This is a genomic window from Sphingomonas sp. UNC305MFCol5.2 (assembly GCF_000712135.1).
Classification (GTDB): Bacteria; Pseudomonadota; Alphaproteobacteria; order Sphingomonadales; family Sphingomonadaceae; genus Sphingomonas.
On sequence record NZ_JOOE01000004.1, the window covers coordinates 103,388 to 123,429 of the forward strand.

Below are 20,042 nucleotides of genomic sequence, written 5' to 3' on the forward strand. Positions count from 1 at the left end.
CATCCGAGAGCGTTGCCGCCAGTGGAGTTTGCCCCGATGATGCCGCGCATGAAGCGTATAGCGGCCGTACTGGCCTTTCTCTGTCTCAGCCTGTTCGCGGCGCGCCCGGCGATGGCGCAGTCGATCCTGCGCGATGCCGAGACCGAGGCGATGCTCGCCGACATGACCCGCCCGATCATTCAGGCTGCGGGGCTCTCGCCCAACAATGTCCGCGTGGTGCTGGTGAACGATCCGTCGATCAACGCGTTCGTCGCCGGCGGGCAGATCGTCTATATCCATTCGGGGCTGATCGACGCAGCCGACAACGCCAACGAAGTCCAGGGCGTGATCGCGCACGAGATCGGCCATATCGTCGGTGGGCACGCCGTGTTCCAGAACGACGGCGGCTATACCAAGATCTCGATCCTCAGCCTGTTGCTCGGCGCTGCGGCGATGGCGGCGGGCGCGGGCGAGGCGGGCACCGGCATATTGATGATGGGCCAGCGCGCCGCGATCGGGAAATATCTCGCCTTCAGCCGCATCCAGGAATCCTCGGCCGACGCCGCCGGCGCGCGCTTCCTCAACACTGCCGGCATCACCGGCAAGGGGATGCTGACCTTTTTCGACAAGCTGACCGCGCAGATGCATCGCTACGGCTATTACGCGACTCAGGCCAACCCCGAAGTCGATCCGTTCGCGCAGACTCACCCGATGTCGGCCGATCGCGTCGAGAATCTCCGGGCCGATCTGCAATCGGCGCCGGCATGGAACAAGCCGATCGATCCGAAGATGGAAGTGCGCTTCAAGCGTGTGCAGGCCAAATTGCGCGGCTATGTCAATGAGCCCGAGGCGACGCTGCGCATCTATCCGGCGACCGATCAGTCGGCGCCCGCGCATTATGCCCGTGCCTATGCCTATCACAAATCGGGCTATCCCGATCAGGCGGCGGCGGAGACGGCCGCATTGGTGAAGACCGCGCCCGACGACCCCTATTTCCTCGAGCTCGAAGGCCAGATCCTGCTCGAATCGGGCAAGCCGGCCGAAGCGATCGCGCCGCTGCGCGAGGCGACGAGGCGCTCCAACAACCAGCCGCTGATCGCCGCGACCTTCGGCCACGCGCTGCTCGCGACCGAGGACAAGGCCAATCTCGCCGAGGCCGAGACCGTGCTTCGCCAGGCAGTCGCGCGCGACAAGGAGAATCCCTTCGCCTGGATGCAGCTCGGCACCGTCTATGAACGCAAGGGCGACGAGCCGCGCACTGCGCTCGCCACTGCCGAGCGCGCGAACCTGATGGGCGACGCGCGGACCGCTCTGGTGAGCGCGCGATCGGCGATGGCGAATTTGCCGCAGGGCTCGGCCGACTGGATCCGCGCGCAGGACATTTCGATGGTGTCGCAGACCGCGATGGATGAAGAGAAGAAGCGCCGCCGATGACCGACAGACTGCTGCGCAGCCCGCTGGCGCTCGCCGGCGCCATGTTCGTATCCGCCTTGCTGGGCGCCGGGCTGTTCGCGCTGATCCTGAGCTGGGCACCGGGGATCGCCGGGCCGGCGATCCGCGGTTATCTGCTCGAGCATCCCGAAGTGCTGCCCGAGGCGATGGACCGGCTGCAGGCGCGCGAGACCGCGCGCTACGAAAAGGTGCAACAGGGCGCGCAGGCCGCGGTGCCGCAGCATCTCGCGCAGCTGCAGACGCCGTTTGCCGGCGCCTGGGCGGGCAATCCGAACGGCGACGTCACGGTCGTCGCGTTCATGGACTATGCCTGCGGCTATTGCCGGGCGAGCCTGCCCGGGATCGAGGAGCTGCTCGCCAGGGATCCGAACGTCCGCATCGTCTATCGCGAATTCCCCGTGCTCGGGCCCGAAAGCGTCGTCGCGGCGCGCTGGGCGCTGGCGGCGGCCGAACAGGGCAAGTTCCGGGCGTTCCACGACGCGCTCTATGCCGCCGGATCGCCGAGCGTGGAGAACATCACGCTGGCCGCGGGCAAAGCGGGGCTCGACAAGGAACTGGTGAACAAGGCCGTACAGTCAAAGGCTGTCGAGCAGGAAATTCTCGCCAATCACAAATTGGGCGAAAAACTGGCGATGACCGGAACGCCCGCCTGGGTGATCGGCGGCAAACTGCTTGCGGGCGCGCGCGATTATGCGGGGCTGGCGGCGGCAGTCGCCGAGGCGCGGGCGGGGAAGTAAATCCTCTCCAGAGGGGGAGGATTCGATTGGACCCGCTTGCCGTGTCCTACCTCCGACCCTACGTAACGGCTCCGTTCCGTTCTGGGGGCCATCCCGAATGCAATCCATTTTGTCTGTCTCTCAGGTCAGCAAGACCTATGGCTCGGGCCAGAAGGCGCTCGAGCATGTCGATCTGGAGATCCGCCGCGGCGAGATCTTCGCTTTGCTCGGGCCCAACGGCGCGGGCAAGACCACGCTGATCAGCATCATCTGCGGGATCGTCACGCCGAGTTCGGGGACGATCCTCGTCGACGGGCATGACGCGATCCGGCATCCCCGCGAGGCACGCTCGCGGATCGGCCTCGTGCCGCAGGAAATCGCAGTCGACATGTTCTCCACGGTCGGCTCCACGCTGCGCTTCTCGCGCGGGCTGTTCGGCAAGAAGCCCGACCAGGCGCATCTCGATCAGGTGCTCAAGGATCTCTCGCTGTGGGACAAACGCGATGCGAAGATCATGGAATTGTCCGGCGGCATGAAGCGTCGGGTGATGATCGCCAAGGCATTGAGCCACCAGCCGGATATCCTGTTCCTCGACGAACCCACCGCCGGCGTCGACGTCTCGCTCCGCCGCGACATGTGGAAGATGATCGGCAAGCTGCGCGAGCGTGGAACGACGATCATCCTCACCACCCATTATATCGAGGAGGCCGAGGAAATGGCCGACCGGGTGGGCGTGATCAACAAGGGGCAGTTGCTGCTCGTCGAGGAGAAGGCCGCGTTGATGAAGAAGCTCGGCAAGCGCGAGATGGACATCGCGCTGGTCGAGCCGATGGCGGCGGTCCCGGCGGGGCTGGAGGAGTGGCATCTGAGCCTCGAGGACGAAGGGCATCGGCTGCGCTACGTGTTCGACGCGCAGGCCGAACGCACCGGCATTCCCTCCTTGCTGCGCAAGCTTTCGGAAATGGGGATCGCGTTCAAGGATCTCGACACGAGCAAATCGAGCCTCGAGGACATTTTCGTCGATCTGGTCGAGGCGAAGCATGCTTCCAACGAAGGAGCCGTGGCATGACCGGCGTCAATTTCCACGGCATCTGGGCGATCTACAAGTTCGAGATGGCGCGCACCCTGCGCACGCTCTGGCAGAGCGTGGCGACGCCGGTGATCACCACCTCGCTCTATTTCATCGTCTTCGGCGGGGCGATCGGTAGCCGGATCCAGTCGATCGGCGACGTCAATTACGGCAGCTTCCTCGTGCCCGGGCTGATCATGCTCTCGCTGCTGACGCAGAGTATCGCCAATGCCTCGATCGGCATCTATTTCCCCAAATTCACCGGCACGGTGTTCGAACTGCTCTCCGCACCGATCTCGGCCGTGGAGATGGTGATCGGCTTCGTCGGCGCGGCGGCGACCAAGTCGATCGTGATCGGGCTGATCATCCTGATCACTTCGGCATTCTTCGTGCCGCTCCGGATCGATCATCCGGCGGCGATGCTGGCGTTCCTCGTGCTCACTTCCGTAACCTTCAGCATGTTCGGCTTCATCATCGGCATCTGGGCCAGGGGCTTCGAGCAACTGAACGTGGTGCCGGCGTTGCTGGTCACGCCGCTGACCTTCCTCGGCGGCGCCTTCTATTCGATCGACATGCTGCCCGAGCCTTGGCGCACGGTGAGCCTGTTCAACCCGGTGGTGTATCTGGTCAGCGGCTTCCGCTGGAGCTTCTTCGGTGCGGGCGATGTCAGCGTCGGCTGGAGCCTCGGCGTGACCGGACTGTTCCTCGTTTTGTGCCTCGGGCTGATCGTTACGATCTTCCGCACCGGATATCGGCTGAAGAGCTAGCCGTGGTTGCGCCGCATCGAGATGCGTGGCGGCAGATGCACGCGAGCGATCTCGCGGCGGTGTCGGCGATCTCGGACGCAGTGCACGGGCGCTACACCGAACCGAAGGCGGTCTATGCCGAACGGTTGGCGTTACATCCTGCGGGATGCCGCGTGTTCGCGCATGAGGGCGAGGTCGCGGGCTATCTGATCACGCATCCCTGGCATCGCGACGACCCGCCGAAGCTGGGGGGGCTGCTCGGCGCGGTGCCTGCGGACGCGACGACCTATTACCTCCACGACATCGCGCTGCTGCCCGCGGCGCGCGGAACGGGCGCGGGCAAGGCGGCACTCGACTTCGTCATGGAACGTGCCCGCGCGCTTGGTTTCGCCGACATCACGCTGATGGCGGTCGGCGGCGCCGATCGCTTCTGGGGCGCGCAGGGTTTTGCCACTGTCCCGCGCGAGGCCGACCAGTCCTACGGCGCGGGCGCGTATCTCATGCGGATGCCGGTCGCGGCTATTTGACGACCGGCAGCGTCACCAGCGATCCGCCGCACACGCGCTGAGTCGCCTTCACGAAGTCCTCGGGCGCCGCCTTGTAGATGTTGGACACGAACTTCTGCGGATTGCGGTCGATCACCGGGAACCAGCTCGACTGGACCTGCACCATGATCCGGTGGCCTTTCTTGAAGACATGGTCGTGGCTGCGCAGCGGCACGTCCCACGCCACCACCTGGTTCGGCGTCAGCGGTGTCGCCTTCTCGAAGCTCTGGAGATAGCGCCCGCGGCGCACCTCCATTGCGATCGGGAACTGATAGCCGTTCATCGTGCGCGGATATTCGCCGAGCGCGCCGGGGCGGACCGGCTCGTAATCGTCGGGCAGCACGTCGATCAGCTTGACGACGAAGTCGCTGTCGGTGCCGGACGTCGACGCCATGAGCTTCGCCGCGACTTCGCCGGTGACGGTCAGGTCGGCCTCGAGCGGCGCGCTGGTGTAGCTCAGCACATCGGGGCGGTGATCGACGAAGCGCTGGTCGGCTGCTTCCCACCAACGCCATTCCTGCGAGGGATAGGTGCGCGAAATGGGGCGCTCGCGGAACGGTACCGGATTGGCGGGATCGGAGACATATTCGCGACACTGGCCGGCGTCGGCGGGCGCATTGAACGACAGCGTGCCGTCGCTCTGGAGATAGAGGTTGGTCGCGGTCGCGCCGGGGGCAGGCCATTTCGGGTAGGACTTCCACTCCCACGAGCCGCTCTGGAACATCCGCGCCTCGCCGGTCGGTTTGCTGCCCTTGCCGTGGAGCCAGTAGGCGAAGAACGGCGCTTCGATGTCGCGCATGAAGTCGGTGCCGCTCTCCTTGCCGTGCTTGATGTAGCCGACATCGGTGCCGGGGCTATGCCAGGTCCCATGCGCCCAGGGGCCGGCGACGATCATGTTGAGGCCGTCCGGGTCCTGCGCCTCCATCTTCTCGTAGATCTTCCACGTGCCGAGCGGATCTTCCTGGTCCCAGAAGCCGGCGACGTGGAGCGTCGGCACGGTCGTGCGGCCGAGCTTCTCGGTCCAGCGCTGGCGCTTCCAGAAATCGTCGTAGTCGGGATGCTCGATCATCGCGGTGAGCTGGGGCACTGTCCCCTTGAAATAGAGCTTGTCGAGATTTGCGACGGGGCCGAGCTTCAGGAACCAGTCGTACGTGTCGACGGGGTTCTTGCCGCCATAGTCGAAATCGTCGCCCTGGTCGTTGTTCTGCAGGCTGAAGAGCCAGTCGGTGGCGTAAGAGAGCCGCGCGGCGCCGTAGCGGTGGAGATCGTCGTTGATCCACCAGTCGTTCCACGCCGCCTGCGGGCTGACCGCCTTGAGCGCCGGGTGTGGTCGGGCGAGCGCCACTGCCGAGGCATAGCCGGGATAGGAGACACCCCACATCCCGACCTTGCCGTTATTGTCGGCGACGTTCTTCACCAGCCAGTCGACGGTGTCGTACGCGTCGGTCGCCTCGTCGACCTGCTTCTTGCCCTTGGCGTCGAGCGCCATCGACATCGTAAAATCGCCGTCCGACTTGAACTGGCCGCGCATGTTCTGGAAGACGAGGACATAGCCGTCCTCCATCAGGAAGCGCATCGATGCCGGCACGCTCGCGGGCGGCTGGGCAGGGACGCCATAGGGCGTGCGCTGGAGCAGGATCGGCAGCTTGCCGGCCTTGCCTCTGGGGCGGATGATGACGGTCTGCAGTTTCGCGCCGTCGCGCATCGGCACCATCACTTCCTGATAGGTGAAGGGCGATTCGGTGGCGTTCGCAGGTGCCTGCTGACGGGCCGGCGCGGCGGCCAAGGGAAGCGCGGCAACGCTCGCCGCGAGCAACAACATCAGCTTGTTCATGTGCGATCCCCGTCCGGTTCCGGCCCGGACTAAAGGGGCGCACCGCTCGGCTGTCAATCGAGCCGATGCTCGCCCTTCACCCAGCGCACGGTGCCCGAGCTCGCGCGCATGACGACGCTCTCGGTGGTCATCTTGCCGCGCACGCGCTTGACGCCTTCGAGCAGCGAACCGTCGGTGACGCCGGTGGCGGCGAAGATGCAGTCGCCCTTGGCGAGATCGGTGAGGTCGTAGATCTTGTCGAGATCCTCGATCCCCCATTTGCGTGCCCGGGAGCGCTCGTCGTCATTGCGGAACACCAGCCGACCCTTGAACTGGCCGCCGACGCAGCGGAGCGCCGCACAGGCGAGCACGCCCTCGGGAGCGCCGCCCGAGCCCATATACATGTCGATCGTGGTGTCGGGATCGGTGGTGGCGATCACCCCGGCCACGTCGCCGTCGCCGATCAGCACGATGCCGCAGCCGATCGCGCGCAACTCGGCGATCAATTTCTCGTGGCGCGGGCGATCGAGCACGCAGACGATGATCTCGTTGGGTTCGACGCCCTTGGCGGCGGCAAGCGCCTTGACGTTGTCGGTCGGCGACTTCGCAAGGTCGATCACATTCTCGGGATAGCCGGGGCCGACCGCGATCTTGTCCATATAGACGTCGGGGGCGTTGAGCAGGCAACCATGCTCGGCCACCGCGAGCACCGCGAGCGCGTTGGGGCCGGCCTTGGCGCAGATCGTGGTGCCTTCGAGCGGATCGAGCGCGATGTCGATCTTGGGGCCGCTGCCGATCGCCGAGCCGACCTTTTCGCCGATATAGAGCATCGGCGCCTCGTCGCGCTCGCCCTCGCCGATCACCACGGTGCCGTCCATGTAGAGCGAATTGAGCGCCTCACGCATCGCCTCGACCGCGACATGGTCCGCCGCCTTCTCGTCGCCCCGCCCGACCAGGCTCGACGCGGCGATCGCCGCTGCTTCGGTGACGCGCACCATTTCGAGCACGAGGACACGATCGAGAACGTGGCTTGCGGTCGTCATCGGCTGGGGATCCCTCTACAGAACTGCCGTGGCGATAGGGGGCCGATGTTGCACTGTCGAGGCTGCTAGCGCTGTCAGTGAGTCTGCATTCCCGCCACAACCGTGCGGCAGCCTCGCTTCGTCGCAAGGCGCGGTCACTCGCCGAGGATGTGCATCCACATCGGCTCGCCGACGAGGCTCTGCGATCCGCGGAGCTTCTCCAGCGCCTGCGCGACGCTGCGCTCGGGTCCCTCGTGCGTGACGATAGCGACGAGCACGCTGCCGTCGGGATTGGCGCCGCGCTGGATCAGGCTCTCGATCGAGACGCCGGCATCGCGCATCGCCGCGGCGATCTCGGCGAGCACGCCGACCTTGTCGGTGACGGTCAGGCGCACATAAGCGCGGGCGCGGCGGTCGCCGCTTTCGGCGGCGTGCTGCGCGGCGAGCGCATCCGCGGGCATCGCATAAGGATGGCCGAATTCGCCGCGGGCGATGTCGATCAGGTCGGCGACGACTGCCGAAGCGGTCGGGCCGTCGCCGGCGCCGGCGCCCTGGAACAGCAGGCGGCCGACGAAATTGCCCTCGGCGACGACGGCGTTGGTCGAGCCGATGACGTGCGCGAGCGGGTGGCTGAGCGGGACGAGGTGCGGATGCACGCGCTGGAACAGGCCGTGCGGTCCTGAATCCGCCACGCCGAGCAGGCGGATGCGATAGCCGAGCGCCGCGGCCTCGGCGATGTCGGCGGCGAGGATGTGGCGGACGCCGGTGATCGCCACATCGTCGAAAGCGGGCTGCGCGCCGAACGCGACGCTGGCGAGGATCGAGAGCTTGTGCGCGGCGTCGACGCCGTCGATGTCGAAGCTGGGATCGGCTTCGGCATAGCCCAATGCCTGCGCCTCGCTCAGGATCTCGGCGAAGTCGCGGCCTTCCGCCTCCATCTTGGAGAGGATGAAATTGCAAGTGCCGTTGAGGATGCCATAGACGCGGGCGATCACGTTGGCGGCGGCGCCTTCGCGCAGGCCCTTGATCACCGGCACGCCCCCTGCGACCGCGGCTTCGAACTTAAGCGCGAGATCGGCGGATTCGGCGGCGCGCGCGAGCTCGAGCCCATGATGCGCGATCATCGCCTTGTTCGCAGTGACGAGGCTCTTGCCCGCGCCGAGCGTCGCGCGGGCGAGCGCGAGGGCAGGACCGTCCGAGCCGCCGACCAGTTCGACCACCACATCGGCTTCCGGGTGCCGTGCCAGCTCGGCGGGATCGTCGATCCAATCGAAGCGGGCGATGTCGACGCCGCGGTCCTTGCTCCGGTCGCGCGCCGAGACCGCGACGACCTGAATCGGCCGACCCGCACGCCGCGCGATCAGCTCGCCATTGGCGTCGAGCAGGCGAATCACGCCCGCGCCCACGGTTCCGAGGCCGGCGAGTGCGATACGAAGCGGTTCGGTCATAATATCTCTCACTCCCCTCCCGGTCAGGGAGGGGTTGGGGGTGGGTGCGAGCGTCAGCGAGCCCTTCGACGCCGTACGTGAAAGCGACGGACGAGGCATCGAGCCCCGTCCGTCGCTACCCACCCCTAACCCCTCCCTGACAGGGAGGGGAAGAAAGTTTTCTTCATTCCGCCGACTTCACGACCAAGGTACACCCTTGGCTGCAGTCGAAGGGCTCCAGCCACTGTGCGTCGATGAACAGGACGGCGAACGCCAGAACAGGTGCAAGGAGCGAGACGCGCCATTTGCGGACGACGAGCGCCGTAAACTGGCCCGCGAGAATTGCGCCCAATAGCCAGCCCACGGCCGAATGCACGATCGAGTCGTCATATTGCCACGCCTGGAACAAGAGGAAAGCCACCGGCACAGACAACGCCCCGACGCCGATCGCCAGCCATTTCCACATGATGTTTATTTCTTGATCAGCCCGATCTCGACGAGCCGTTCGTGCAGATAAGCGTGCGAGCTGATCGGCTCGGGATAACGGTTCGGCCGCTCCGCGCTGATGCAGCCGGGCAGCGTCTCGATCAGGAAATCGGGCGCCGGATGCAGGAAGAACGGCATCGAGTAGCGCGCGTGGCCGCGGCGTTCGGGCGGCGGATTGACCACGCGGTGGGTGGTCGAGGGCAGGACATGGTTTGTCAGCCGCTGGAGCATGTCGCCGACATTGACCACCATCGCGCCTTCGGGCGGCTTGACCGGCAGCCACTTGCCGTCGCGGTCGAGCAATTCGAGCCCGGCCTCCTCGGCGCCGAGCAGCAAGGTGATCAAATTGATGTCCTCATGCGCGCCGGCGCGGACCTCGGGGGCGTTCGCGTCCACGGGCGGATAATGGAGCAGGCGCAGCACCGAATTGCCGTCCTTGACCGCGGGATCGAACCAGTTCGGCGCCAGCCCCAGATAGCGCGCGATCGCCGAGAGCAATTTGTCGCCGGCATCGTCGAATGCCTGGAACAATTCGAGGAAGGTCTCGCGGAAACCCTCGGGCCGGTCGGGCCAGATGTTCGCCGGCATGTCCGCCGCGAAGCGGTGGCCTCGCGCCAGCTCGCGGCCGACATGCCAGAATTCCTTGAGGTCGACATGCGTCGCGCCCTTGGCGATCTCGGTCTTGAACGGCGTATAGCCGCGCGCGCCGCCGCCGCCCTCGACGAAATAGCTGCGCTTCTCCGCTTCGGGCAGGTCGAAAAAGGCCTTGGTCATCGCCCATGCGCGTTCGATCAAATCGGCGGGTATGCCGTGATCGCGCACCACGGCGAAGCCGAAGCGCTGGAAGGACCGGCCGAACGCCTGAGCGAAGCCGTCCGGATCGGATTGCTGATCAGCGAGCGAAAGCGCCGGGATTTCAGCGAGAGTGTCGAGCATGCGAGTCTCCGGGTTATGCTCCACCTAGACCCGCAACCCGCCGCGGAACAAGCCGGGCGGTCCCGCTATTTGCCCAAGCCTCAGCTGCCGACTTCGAGCTTGCCTTTGGTCTTCTGATCGCCATCGGCGCTGAGGACTAGCCGGAAAGGGTCGCCGTCGTCGGTGGTGCCCTTGAGCCCGTCGCCATCGGCTTCGATCTTGAAGCCACGCGCCGCCATCTTGTCGCGGAACCAGCCTTGCACCTTCGCCAGTGCCGCCGGGCTCTCGAATGCGACGCGGACCTTGCCCTTGTCTCCGCCGGCCTTGCCGTCCTCGGCATCGACGTTGAGCGCGCTGACCTGCGAATCGGGATAGAGCTTGACGCCGTTAAAGTCGAAATTCTCGGCGTTGACGCGGAATTTGGGCAGTTTGATCGCGCCTTCGAACCCGGGCGCCTTGATTGCCATCTGGCCGTTGCTGTCGGTCGCGATCGTGGCGTTGCCGTCCTCGTCGGAGGTGGCATTGATCGAGAAGCTGGTGCCTGCGCCCGGTCCGCCACAGGCGGCGAGAGGCAGGAGCGTCAGCAGCAGCAAGGCACGATGCATTCCGGATCTCCGCATGCGTATTATTAATGCAATACACTATGGGTTGGCACCGCGAGCGTCAACCAGGGGGTGACGCCCGCGCTTCGATCCGCCATTGGCTCCGGCCATGTCCGAGCCGCACCTCTCCACCGATTCCGCCAATCGCGCGCCGCTCCGGTTCGGCGAGTTCGTGGCGCTGATCGCGTCGATGATGGCGCTCACTGCGCTCGGCATCGATTCGATGCTGCCGGCGCTTCCCGCGATCGGCGACAGCCTGGGCGTGACCGAGCCCAACCACCGCCAGTTCGTGATCACTGCGTTCCTGCTCGGCTTCGCCTTCGCGCAACTCGTCTACGGCCCGCTATCGGATAGGTTCGGGCGGCGGCCGGTGCTGATCGTCGCGCTGACCAGCTATGTGCTCACCAGCGCGCTTGCGGCGATCTCGGGCAGCTTCCTCCTGCTGCTGGTCGCGCGGGCGGCGATGGGCGCATCGGCGGCGGGCGCACGCGTGGTGACGGTGGCGCTGGTGCGTGACTGTTTCGCCGGCCGCGCGATGGCGCGGGTGATGAGCCTCGCCTTCATCGTCTTCATGGCGGCACCGATCTTCGCGCCCGCCTTCGGGCAAGGCGTGCTCGCGGCCGGCGGATCGCGGAGGATGATCTTCTGGGGCGTCGGCGGCGTCTCGGCGCTGGTGGTGGCGTGGTTCTGGCTGCGCATGCCCGAGACGCTCAACCCCGATTCGCGCCAGAGCCTCCGGCCGGGCCGAATCGTCGCCGATTACGGCCTCGTGCTGCGCGATCGCCATGCGGTGGGGTACACGATCGCCACGGCATTGCTTTCTGGCGGGCTGTTCGGGTTCATCGGCTCGGTCCAGCAGATCATGGAAGTGGTGTTCGGCCGCCCCGAATTGCTCACCATCGTCTTCGCCACCGTCGCCAGCACGATGGCGATCGGATCGTTCCTCAATTCGCGGATCGTGATGAAGATCGGCACGCGGCGGATTTCGCACACCGCACTCTCGGCGCTGATCCTGTTCGCCGCGATCCATCTCGCCATCGCCTTTTCGGGGCACGAGACTCTGTGGACCTTCGCGATCCTGCAGGCGCTGATGATGGCGAGCTTCGGCCTCGCCACCTCGAACTTCTCGGCGATGGCGATGGAGCGGATGGGCGAGATCGCCGGCACCGCCTCGAGCCTGCAGGGCTTCGTCGCGACCCTGGGCGGGGCGCTGATCGGCGCGCAGATCGGCCAGTCGTTCGACGGCACCACCGTGCCGCTCTACATCGGTTTCCTCGTAATGGGCGTGCTCGCCTTCGTCGCGATCGCGATCGCCGAGAAAGGCCGGCTTTTTCGCCCGAGCTGAACGGTTCGTTCCGCGATCACGGAACGGATATGGCATGATTCCCGTTCGACTGGTGATCGGAGGACATTCCCGCGTCCCCGAAGCGAAAGAGGACAGGCAATGGGTGGTCATCAGGTTCCGGCACAGGGTCCCAACGACGACGGCTTCGATGAGGACGGCTATGACGAAAGCCAGCGCGCCGAGATCATCGAGGCGACCAACGACGCACCCAGCGACGGCAACATCCTGACCGACATTCCGATCGACCTCGGCGACGATGGCGACGACGATACCGACACGCTCGACATGATCGACGACGAGCTCGGCGAAGAGGATGACGATGCCGACCAGGACGAAGACGATATCCGTGAGGACGAGATACAGGATGATCTCGACGACGAGGATGTCGATGCGGAGGATCTGGAGGAGGAACTCGACGACGGCGAAGACATCGCGCTCGAACCCTGACGCTGCTTGACGCGGCGACGGCACGAACCCAGCATGCCGCCGGTCAATTGGAGGGTCGTCATGCTGCGGGATACGCGCGTCGATACCTATATCGCCGGCAAGGCCGAATTCGCCCAGCCGATCCTCGCCTGGATGCGTGAGCGCGTCCATGCCGCGTGTCCGGAGGTCGAGGAGTCGATCAAATGGTCGATGCCGGCCTTCACCTACAGGGGCAAGCCGCTGGCCAACATGGCCGCGTTCAAGGCGCATGCGAGCTTCGGCTTCTGGGATCGCCAGGCGCTGGCGACGGGCAAGGAAGGTGAGGCGATGGGCCAGTACGGCCGGATCGAGAGCCTCGACGATTTGCCTTCGGCACAGATATTCGAGGCGCAGGTCCGCGAGGCCGTGGGACGGATCGATGCCGGGCAGAAGCCGGTACGCGCGGTGAGAGCGCCCAGGCCCGAGGCCGAAGTGCCCGCCGAGCTCGCCGAGGCGCTTGCGGGTGACGTAAAGGCGGCGGAGACCTTCGCCGGTTTCCCGCCCGGATGCCGCCGCGAATATTGCGAATGGATCGCCGAGGCCAAGCGCCCCGAGACGAAGGCGAAGCGCGTCGCCGAAGCAGTCGAATGGATGCGCGAAGGCAAGAGGCGCAACTGGAAATACGAGAATTGCTGACGGTCGGAGCGGGCCGTCGCGAACAGGCAGGATCAGAAAACAGCCGCTTGCGCTCCCTTCTTCGAATGATATGTTACATCATCATCAGAAGGAGAGGTGCCATGGTCAAGGCCGCGCGTGTCCCCGAGCCCGTTCCCTTCAGCGCGATCAACGTCACGCCGTTCATCGACGTGATGCTCGTGCTGCTGATCGTGATGATCCTCAGCATTCCGGTCGCCACGCACAAGGTGCCGATCGATCTGCCCGGCCAGCCCGGTCCCGTCAGCGAAGAGCGGCCGCATCAGCTCGCCATCGATCGCGGCGGCGCGCTGTTCTGGGACGGCCGCCGCATCGCCGATGCCGAATTGCCCGGACTGCTGACGGCGATGCAGCGTGATGCCGTGGCGGTGCTTCACATGAACACCGATCCCGAGGCGCGCTACGACCGGTTCGATTCCGTGCTCGCGGTGGTCAAGCGTGCCGGCGTCGATCGGCTCGGCTTTATCGGGAACCGTCCTTTCCCGGACTGAGGAACCGGCGCAGCGGCGGGCGCGTTCGTCGCCCGCCGCTCAACACGGATCCTGTTCATGCGCCTGTCCTTGCCGTTGCTTCTCACGCTTGCCGCCTGCTCTTCCCAACCCGCCGAGAATGTCGCCACGCCCGCTAACGACCTCGCGGCGCTTCCGGACGAAGCGACGCCCTCGGCTCCGCCAGTGGCGACACCCGCTTCGCTCAATCCTCCGGCCCCTGGTGAGCCGGGCGGGCTCGACGACGACAGGACGCCGGTCAGCGAAGCGCCGTTCACCGAGGACAGCGCACAAGGCGCGGCCAATGTCGTGCAGACCTATTATGGGCTGCTCGAACAGGGGAAATACGGTCAGGCGTATCGGCTGTGGGAGCCGGGCGCGGCGGGAATGGACGCCAAGGCCTTCGCGGCGAGCTTCGCCCGCTATTCCGAATATCATGCCAGTATCGGCGCGCCGGGCAGGATCGATGCCGGCGCGGGCCAGCGTTACGTGACGGTGCCGGTGCAAGTCTATGGCCGGCTGAAGCAGGGCGCGCGGCCGTTCAACCTGCGAGGATCGGTGACATTGCACCGTACCGGCGATATCGACGGCGCCACCGCGGAGCAGCGCCGCTGGCGCATCCGCGGTGCCGACATCAAGCCGGGGCTGGGCGAGGCGACGCCTTCGCCGGTGCCGACCGAGGATAATCGCTCGACCGCGCGCTATCGCTGCATGGACGGATCGCGCCTCGTCGCGCGCTTCGATCCCGACAATGACCGCGTCACCGTCTCGCGCGGCGGCAAGGCGCTCGCAACATTGCACGGACAGCGCGTCGCTTCCGGGATTCGCTACACGGCCAAGGGGTACGAACTTCGCGGCAAGGGCGACGACATGACCTTTACGGCACCCGGCCAGCCGCCGATCGCGTGCACGGCCATTCGCTGACCGAGGCTGACCTTCGCCGGTCAGTTGCGCTAAGGGTCGGCCATGACGCCCTACACCACCAGGATCACTGCGGGTCCCGAGGACATCGACATCCTCGGCCATGTCAACAATGCCGTCTGGGTCAAGTGGATCCAGGACGTCGCGGTGGCGCATTGGCACGCGATCGCTGCTCCCGAGCATCATGATGCCTATATCTGGGTCGTGACTCGCCACGAGATCGACTATCGCGGCAGCGTCCTGGAAGGCGAGACGGTGACCGCCGAGACCTGGGTCCCCGAACCGCCGAAGGGTGCGCGGTTCAACCGGTACATGAAGTTCACCGGCGCCGATGGGAAGGTCCGCGTCGAGGCGAAGACGACCTGGGCGATCCTCGACCGCGCCACCGGCCGGCTGGTGCGCGTTCCGCCGGAAGTGGCGGCGCCGTTTCTGGCGTGATCTAATCCTTCCCTGCTGCGCGAGGGAGGATTTTCGATCAGCCGCTGTTCCTGAGCGCCGTCGCGATCGCGTTGATCGAGAGGAGGATGCCCTCGCCGATCCGCGCATCCTCCTCGCCGGCGCGATGGCGCTTGAGCAACTCGATCTGGAGCAGGTTCAACGGCTCGATATAGGGCGTGCGCAGCCGGATCGAGGTCTCGAGGCCCGGATGTTTGTCCAGCAATCGCGTCTGGCGAGTCACCGTCAGCAGGCCGTCATGCGTGGCGTTCCAGCCGTCGCGGATGCGGCCGAAGATGCCGTCGCGCAGGTCCTTGTCCTCGACCAGGGCGGCATAATGCCGGGCCACGTCCATGTCGGACTTGGCGAGCACCATTTCCATGTTCGCCAGCGTCGCGGCGAAGAGCGGCCAACCCGTGGCCATCTCGCGCAGCAGTCCCTTGTCCTCGAACGCCTCGATCGCGGCGCCGACGCCGTACCAGCCGGGCAGCATCACGCGCGCCTGCGCCCAGCTGAACACCCAGGGAATCGCGCGCAGATCCTCGATCGCGTCCGATTTCTTGCGGCTGGCGGGGCGCGAGCCGATCTTGAGCCCCGCGATCTCGGCGATCGGCGTGGCCTGACGGAAGAAGGTGGTGAAACCCTGGGTCTCGTAGACCAGCCCGCGATACGCCTTGAACGCCGTCGCCGAGAGTTCGTCCATCGCCGTCGCGAAGCGTTCGGAGTCGGCGGGAGCGAGCTGCTCGGGCTCGAGGCTGGCGAGCAGAGTTGCCGAGGCCATCGCCTCGAGATTGGTCATCGCGCTCGCCCGCGTGCCGTATTTGGCGGCGATCACTTCGCCCTGCTCGGTGATGCGGATCCGGCCTTGCACCGTTCCCGGCGGCTGGGCGAGGATCGCCGAGAAGCTCGAGCCGCCGCCACGCCCGACCGCGCCGCCGCGGCCGTGGAAGAGCTGCATCGCGAGGTCGGCCTTTTCGAACACCGGCTTCAACGCGGTCGAGCCGCGTGAGAGCTGCCAGGTCGAAGTGAGATACCCGCCGTCCTTGTTCGAATCGGAGTAGCCGATCATCACTTCCTGGTGCCCGCGCTCGGCGGCGATCGCGGCGATTTCGGGAAGGCCAAGCCAGGCTTCCATGATCGCCGGCGCGCCTTCGAGATCGGCGATCGTCTCGAACAGGGGGATCGCCATGATGTGCGCCTGCGGCGCCTCGCCGGGAGTGTAGAGCCCGGCTTCCTTGAGCAGCACATGGACCTCGAGCAGGTCCGACACCGACTGCGCCATCGAGACGATATAATGCGTGATGCATTCGCGCCCATATTTGGCATGCGCTTCGGCCGCGGCCCGGACGATCGCCAGCTCGGACGCGGTCTCCTCCGAATAATCGGCATAGGGACTGGTGATCAGCCGCGGACTTTCCAGCTCGGTGCGGAGCAGCGCCACGCGCGCGTCCTCGTCGAGCGCGGCATAATCGTCACAGACGCCGCCGGCCTTGAGCAACTCGGCGATCACGCGTTCGTGGACCGCGCTGTTCTGGCGCATGTCGAGCGTGGCGAGGTGAAAGCCGAACGTCTCGACCGCGCGGATCAGCCGGCCGAGCGCCCCACCGCTGGCGAGTGGCCCGGCGCCCTCTGCCGCGAGCCCGCGTGCAATGGAGGCGAGCTCCTCGCGCAGTTGGGCAGGTTCGGCATAGGGTTCACCCTGAAGCGGCGCCGGGCGGCCGGGGCGCTTGCCGGTGAGCTTCTCGTGCGTTGCCGATAGTCGCGCATAGATGCCGGTGAGCGCGCGACGATAGGGCTCGTCCTCGCGGCTGCGGCCGGTGTCATGGCTCGCTTCGGCGAGCTTGAGCACTGCCTCGCTGACGCTGGCATGTTCGGTCGAGATCGACAGCTCGGCCCCGAGCGCGTGGACGGCGTCCATATAATAAGCGAGCACCGTCTCGGCCGCGCGGGCGAGCGCGAGCTTCATCGAGTCGGCAGTGACGAACGGGTTGCCGTCGCGGTCGCCGCCGATCCAGCTTCCGGCGCGCAGGAACGAAGGCGCGCGTTCGCCGAGCGCCCGGTCCCAGCGCGCGTAGAGCGCGGGGAGCACCGGCAGGAACACGTCGCGCAGATAGGAGAGTGCGGTCTCGACTTCGTCGGCGACGCCGAGCTTCTCGCGGCGCAGCACCCGCGTCTGCCAGAGCAAGGCGATCTGGCGCAGGATCGCCTCGTCGACCTTGTCGCCGTCCTCGGTCTCCTCGAGCCCGAGATCCTTGAGCGACATCAGCTCGGCGATCCGGTTCTTGTGGTCGATCATCGACTTGCGCCGCACCTCGGTCGGATGCGCGGTCAGCACCGGAGCGACCAGAGCATGACCGAGCAGCGCCATCACTGCGTCATGGCCGATGCCCTGCTCTTTCAGCCGCGCGAGCGCCGAGGCCATGTCGGTGTCCTCTTCGGTCGCGACGCCCTGCCGGTCTTCGGCGAGGTTGGCGAGCATCGAGAAGAGCATGAAGCCGCGGACGAAATCGAGCGTTTCGTCGAGGCTCAGCCGGTCGAGCCCCGAATCGATCGCGCCCGCGCCGGCGACGCCGCGGTGCCGATCGACCGAAGTGGCGCGGATATATTCGATGCGCTTGAACAGCTCTTCGCCGCCATAAGCGCGGATCACGTCGCCGAGGAGCCGACCCAGAAAGCGGATATCGGGGTTGTTTGCGATCGCCAGGCTAGCCATGGCAGCGGTTGCTGCACTGCAAAAGGCGCGCGGTCAACGCCCTCCGGTCATGCCGTCATCGGCCAGCCATTCTTCGATCAGTTCTTCGTCGCCGGACAATTGCCGCGGCGCGGGCATTGCGCCGATCCCGGCGGCGAGACTCTCGGGCGTCACCAGCATCGTCGCGCCCGGTCCGACGACCGTAGCCAGTGCGCGCTGGAAGGGATCGCCCGCTTCCGCATCGCCGGTATCGGCAACCGCGAAGGGGATGCGCGGTGTGACGTGTTCGCCCGGCAGCGTCACGCGGGTCCAGCCGCTGTCGGCGCGCAGCACATAGGCCTGAGGACGCTCGACAACCCCGTCGAACGCGGCGGGCGCCGATCCTATCTGCACGCCGTCGCGCAACACGATCATCCGCCGATCCGCCCCGCTGACGACGATCGTCACCGGTCCGCGCGTCGCGAGGCCGGAGCGCCACCAGGCCGGGCCGGTCACGGGCCGGCTGCGGATGGAGGGCCGCTGACCAACCACCATAACGGTCATCCCCGTCCGCGTCTGCGCGAAGAGCTTCCGGGCGAAATCGTGCGGCAGCCGGATGCAGCCATGCGAGGCGGGATAGCCGGGCAGGTTGCCGGCATGCAGCGCCACGCCGGCCCAGGTCAGCCGCTGCATGAACGGCATCGGCGCGTCGCTGTAGAGATTGGAGCGATGGAAGCTCTTCTTCTGGAGGATCGTGAACACGCCACGCGGCGTGCCATATCCCGGCTTGCCGGTGGAGACGGGAGATGTCGCGACGGGTTCGCCGTCGCGATAGGCGACGAGACGCTGGCTGGCGAGATCCACGACCACCAGCATGGGATCCTCGCTCTTGGCGGGGGCGATTCGCGCCGCGTTTTCGATCGGGGCGGAATCAGTGCCGACCGCGCGTCCGGCCGTGGCGAGCAATATCAGAGCGGCAAGCGACACTGCGCAGAGGGGCCTGAAGTTCAGCAAGGCCGCGTGTTCCCCGACATGGTTAACGCGAGCCTATCAGCGATACCGGGGATGTGGAACCGGCAACGCGGGTTGCGGCCGCGCCGCGAACCCCTAGCTTGGGAAGCGATGACTCCAGCCGCTCCTGTCGCCCGCACGCTCAAGCGCGTCCTGATCGGCCAGGTGCGCGCGGTCTTCAACGATCAGGCGAGAGGCGAGAAGCCGGTCCAGCGCAAGCCCGAGGAAAGCCTGTTCGGGCCCCAATCGGTGGTGTGGCGCGTGCATGGCGACGTCACCACGATGATGGTCGGCGGAGTCGCGGCGTTGCTGCTCCAGATGCTCCACCCCGCCGTGCTCGCCGGCGTCTGGGATCATTCGACCTTTCGCGGCGACATGCTCGGGCGCCTGCGCCGCACCGCGCGGTTCATCGCCGTCACCACTTATGGCTCGGCACAAGAGGCCGAGGCGATGATCGAGAAGGTGCGCGACGTGCACACGCGCGTGAAGGGCAATCTGCCCAACGGGACATTCTATGCGGCGGACGATCCGCGGCTGCTCGCCTGGGTGCACGTGACCGAGGCAGTGAGCTTCCTCGACGCGTGGATCCGCTATGCCGAGCCCGGCATGCCGCTTGCCGACCAGGACCGGTATTTCGCCGATTTCGCGCGGATCGCAGAGGCGCTGGGCGCCGATCCGATCCCGCGCAGCCGCGCCGAAGCCACGGCGCTGATCGACGGGATGCGGCGCGAGCTGGTGGCCGACGCGCGGACGCGCGAAGTGGCGCGGATGGTGCTCGATCAGCCGGCGCCGAGCCTTGCGGTGAAGCCCTTCCAGGCGCTGACCTTCGGCGCGGCGGTGGACCTGCTGCCGGCCTGGGCACGCGCGATGCACGGACTGCACGGGCCGGGATTGGCGACGCCGGCGGTGCGGATGGGCACGCGCAGCGTCGCCGGCGCCCTGCGCTGGGCGTTCGGCCAGGCCCGGCTTTCCGGACAATAAGGCAGGATCGCTGGCACGCTGCGCACGACGACGGGAATCGATTTCACGCCAGGGCCGTTCTGCCGTTGATCGACCAAAAGACCCTCGCTATAGGCCTCGGGTTCGGGGCCCTTTCCGGAGACGTGGGTGAGTGGCTGAAACCAGCGGTTTGCTAAACCGCCGTACGGGGATTACTCGTACCGAGGGTTCGAATCCCTCCGTCTCCGCCAGGGCTTTGCCTCTCTAAATATCCCATAATTCAAATATTTGCCCGCCGGGCAGACCCCGTTGCGGCGACTGGCCCTGCCGCGATTGCGTGG

Annotated in this window: 20 protein-coding genes and 1 tRNA gene; 13 read left to right on the top strand and 8 right to left on the bottom strand. The window is 66.4% G+C overall.

Annotation, left to right across the window (positions count from 1 at the left end; all coding sequences use genetic code 11):
- The first annotated feature begins 48 nt into the window (after positions 1-48).
- The 5 genes from BR78_RS0116535 to BR78_RS0116555 all read left to right on the top strand — a co-directional run bounded on the left by BR78_RS0116535 (position 49) and on the right by BR78_RS0116555 (position 4,489).
- A complete protein-coding gene (locus BR78_RS0116535) occupies positions 49-1,413 on the top strand; it encodes a M48 family metalloprotease (RefSeq protein ID WP_037567094.1) in 1,365 nt (454 codons plus the stop codon).
- Positions 1,410-2,168: a DsbA family protein gene (locus BR78_RS0116540; protein ID WP_051683389.1), complete on the top strand. Its 759-nt coding sequence runs from the start codon at positions 1,410-1,412 to the stop codon at positions 2,166-2,168. The genes BR78_RS0116535 and BR78_RS0116540 overlap by 4 nt, the downstream gene beginning before the upstream one ends.
- Positions 2,169-2,265: 97 nt before the next feature.
- Complete coding sequence (locus BR78_RS0116545) at positions 2,266-3,216, top strand: ABC transporter ATP-binding protein (RefSeq protein ID WP_029937141.1); 951 nt, start codon at positions 2,266-2,268, stop codon at positions 3,214-3,216.
- Positions 3,213-3,983 (top strand): ABC transporter permease, encoded by a 771-nt coding sequence (locus tag BR78_RS0116550; RefSeq protein WP_029937142.1) that lies wholly within the window; start codon positions 3,213-3,215, stop codon positions 3,981-3,983. The genes BR78_RS0116545 and BR78_RS0116550 overlap by 4 nt, the downstream gene beginning before the upstream one ends.
- 35 nt (positions 3,984-4,018) lie before the next feature.
- Positions 4,019-4,489, top strand: coding sequence for a GNAT family N-acetyltransferase (locus tag BR78_RS0116555; RefSeq protein ID WP_051683390.1), 471 nt, complete (start codon positions 4,019-4,021; stop codon positions 4,487-4,489).
- On the opposite strand, the gene BR78_RS0116560 is transcribed toward BR78_RS0116555, so the two are convergent.
- The 6 genes from BR78_RS0116560 to BR78_RS0116585 all read right to left on the bottom strand — a co-directional run bounded on the left by BR78_RS0116560 (position 4,482) and on the right by BR78_RS0116585 (position 10,775).
- Complete coding sequence (locus tag BR78_RS0116560) at positions 4,482-6,341, bottom strand: CocE/NonD family hydrolase (RefSeq protein ID WP_029937144.1); 1,860 nt, start codon at positions 6,339-6,341, stop codon at positions 4,482-4,484. The two genes, BR78_RS0116555 and BR78_RS0116560, sit on opposite strands and share 8 nt — an antisense overlap.
- 53 nt (positions 6,342-6,394) lie before the next feature.
- Positions 6,395-7,363, bottom strand: coding sequence for a class II fructose-bisphosphatase (glpX, locus tag BR78_RS0116565; RefSeq protein WP_029937145.1), 969 nt, complete (start codon positions 7,361-7,363; stop codon positions 6,395-6,397).
- Between the two features lie 134 nt (positions 7,364-7,497).
- Entirely contained in the window at positions 7,498-8,790 is a 1,293-nt protein-coding gene (locus BR78_RS0116570) for a homoserine dehydrogenase (protein WP_029937146.1), read from the bottom strand.
- A 163-nt stretch (positions 8,791-8,953) separates the two neighbouring features.
- Positions 8,954-9,235 carry a hypothetical protein gene (locus tag BR78_RS0116575; protein WP_029937147.1) on the bottom strand — a complete coding sequence of 94 codons (282 nt, stop codon included), beginning with the start codon at positions 9,233-9,235 and terminating at the stop codon, positions 8,954-8,956.
- Between the two features lie 5 nt (positions 9,236-9,240).
- Positions 9,241-10,191, bottom strand: coding sequence for an isopenicillin N synthase family dioxygenase (locus BR78_RS0116580; protein WP_029937148.1), 951 nt, complete (start codon positions 10,189-10,191; stop codon positions 9,241-9,243).
- A gap of 80 nt (positions 10,192-10,271) precedes the next feature.
- On the bottom strand, positions 10,272-10,775 hold the full coding sequence (locus BR78_RS0116585) for a hypothetical protein (protein ID WP_029937149.1): 504 nt from the start codon (positions 10,773-10,775) through the stop codon (positions 10,272-10,274).
- Positions 10,776-10,881: 106 nt separating this feature from the next.
- Between BR78_RS0116585 and BR78_RS0116590 the strand changes: the two genes are divergently transcribed.
- From BR78_RS0116590 to BR78_RS0116615, 6 genes are all read left to right on the top strand, one after another.
- Positions 10,882-12,117 carry a multidrug effflux MFS transporter gene (locus tag BR78_RS0116590; RefSeq protein WP_029937150.1) on the top strand — a complete coding sequence of 412 codons (1,236 nt, stop codon included), beginning with the start codon at positions 10,882-10,884 and terminating at the stop codon, positions 12,115-12,117.
- A 99-nt stretch (positions 12,118-12,216) separates the two neighbouring features.
- Entirely contained in the window at positions 12,217-12,564 is a 348-nt protein-coding gene (locus BR78_RS0116595) for a hypothetical protein (protein ID WP_029937151.1), read from the top strand.
- A gap of 60 nt (positions 12,565-12,624) precedes the next feature.
- Positions 12,625-13,218 (top strand): YdeI/OmpD-associated family protein, encoded by a 594-nt coding sequence (locus tag BR78_RS0116600; RefSeq protein WP_029937152.1) that lies wholly within the window; start codon positions 12,625-12,627, stop codon positions 13,216-13,218.
- Between the two features lie 101 nt (positions 13,219-13,319).
- Entirely contained in the window at positions 13,320-13,727 is a 408-nt protein-coding gene (locus BR78_RS0116605; protein WP_029937153.1) for an ExbD/TolR family protein, read from the top strand.
- A 57-nt stretch (positions 13,728-13,784) separates the two neighbouring features.
- Complete coding sequence (locus tag BR78_RS0116610) at positions 13,785-14,648, top strand: MliC family protein (RefSeq protein ID WP_081855832.1); 864 nt, start codon at positions 13,785-13,787, stop codon at positions 14,646-14,648.
- Positions 14,649-14,690: 42 nt separating this feature from the next.
- On the top strand, positions 14,691-15,083 hold the full coding sequence (locus tag BR78_RS0116615; protein WP_029937155.1) for an acyl-CoA thioesterase: 393 nt from the start codon (positions 14,691-14,693) through the stop codon (positions 15,081-15,083).
- Between the two features lie 37 nt (positions 15,084-15,120).
- Here the strand turns inward: BR78_RS0116615 and ppc are convergent, their stop codons facing one another.
- Both ppc and BR78_RS0116625 read right to left on the bottom strand, forming a co-directional pair.
- Positions 15,121-17,793 (bottom strand): phosphoenolpyruvate carboxylase, encoded by a 2,673-nt coding sequence (gene ppc / locus BR78_RS0116620; protein WP_029937156.1) that lies wholly within the window; start codon positions 17,791-17,793, stop codon positions 15,121-15,123.
- Positions 17,794-17,826: 33 nt separating this feature from the next.
- Positions 17,827-18,738, bottom strand: a complete 912-nt coding sequence (locus tag BR78_RS0116625; protein WP_051683391.1) for a L,D-transpeptidase family protein — start codon at positions 18,736-18,738, stop codon at positions 17,827-17,829.
- Positions 18,739-18,873: 135 nt separating this feature from the next.
- Between BR78_RS0116625 and BR78_RS0116630 the strand changes: the two genes are divergently transcribed.
- Complete coding sequence (locus BR78_RS0116630; RefSeq protein WP_029937158.1) at positions 18,874-19,743, top strand: oxygenase MpaB family protein; 870 nt, start codon at positions 18,874-18,876, stop codon at positions 19,741-19,743.
- Between the two features lie 116 nt (positions 19,744-19,859).
- Positions 19,860-19,952, top strand: a tRNA-Ser gene (locus BR78_RS0116635).
- The last annotated feature ends 90 nt before the right edge of the window (positions 19,953-20,042 follow it).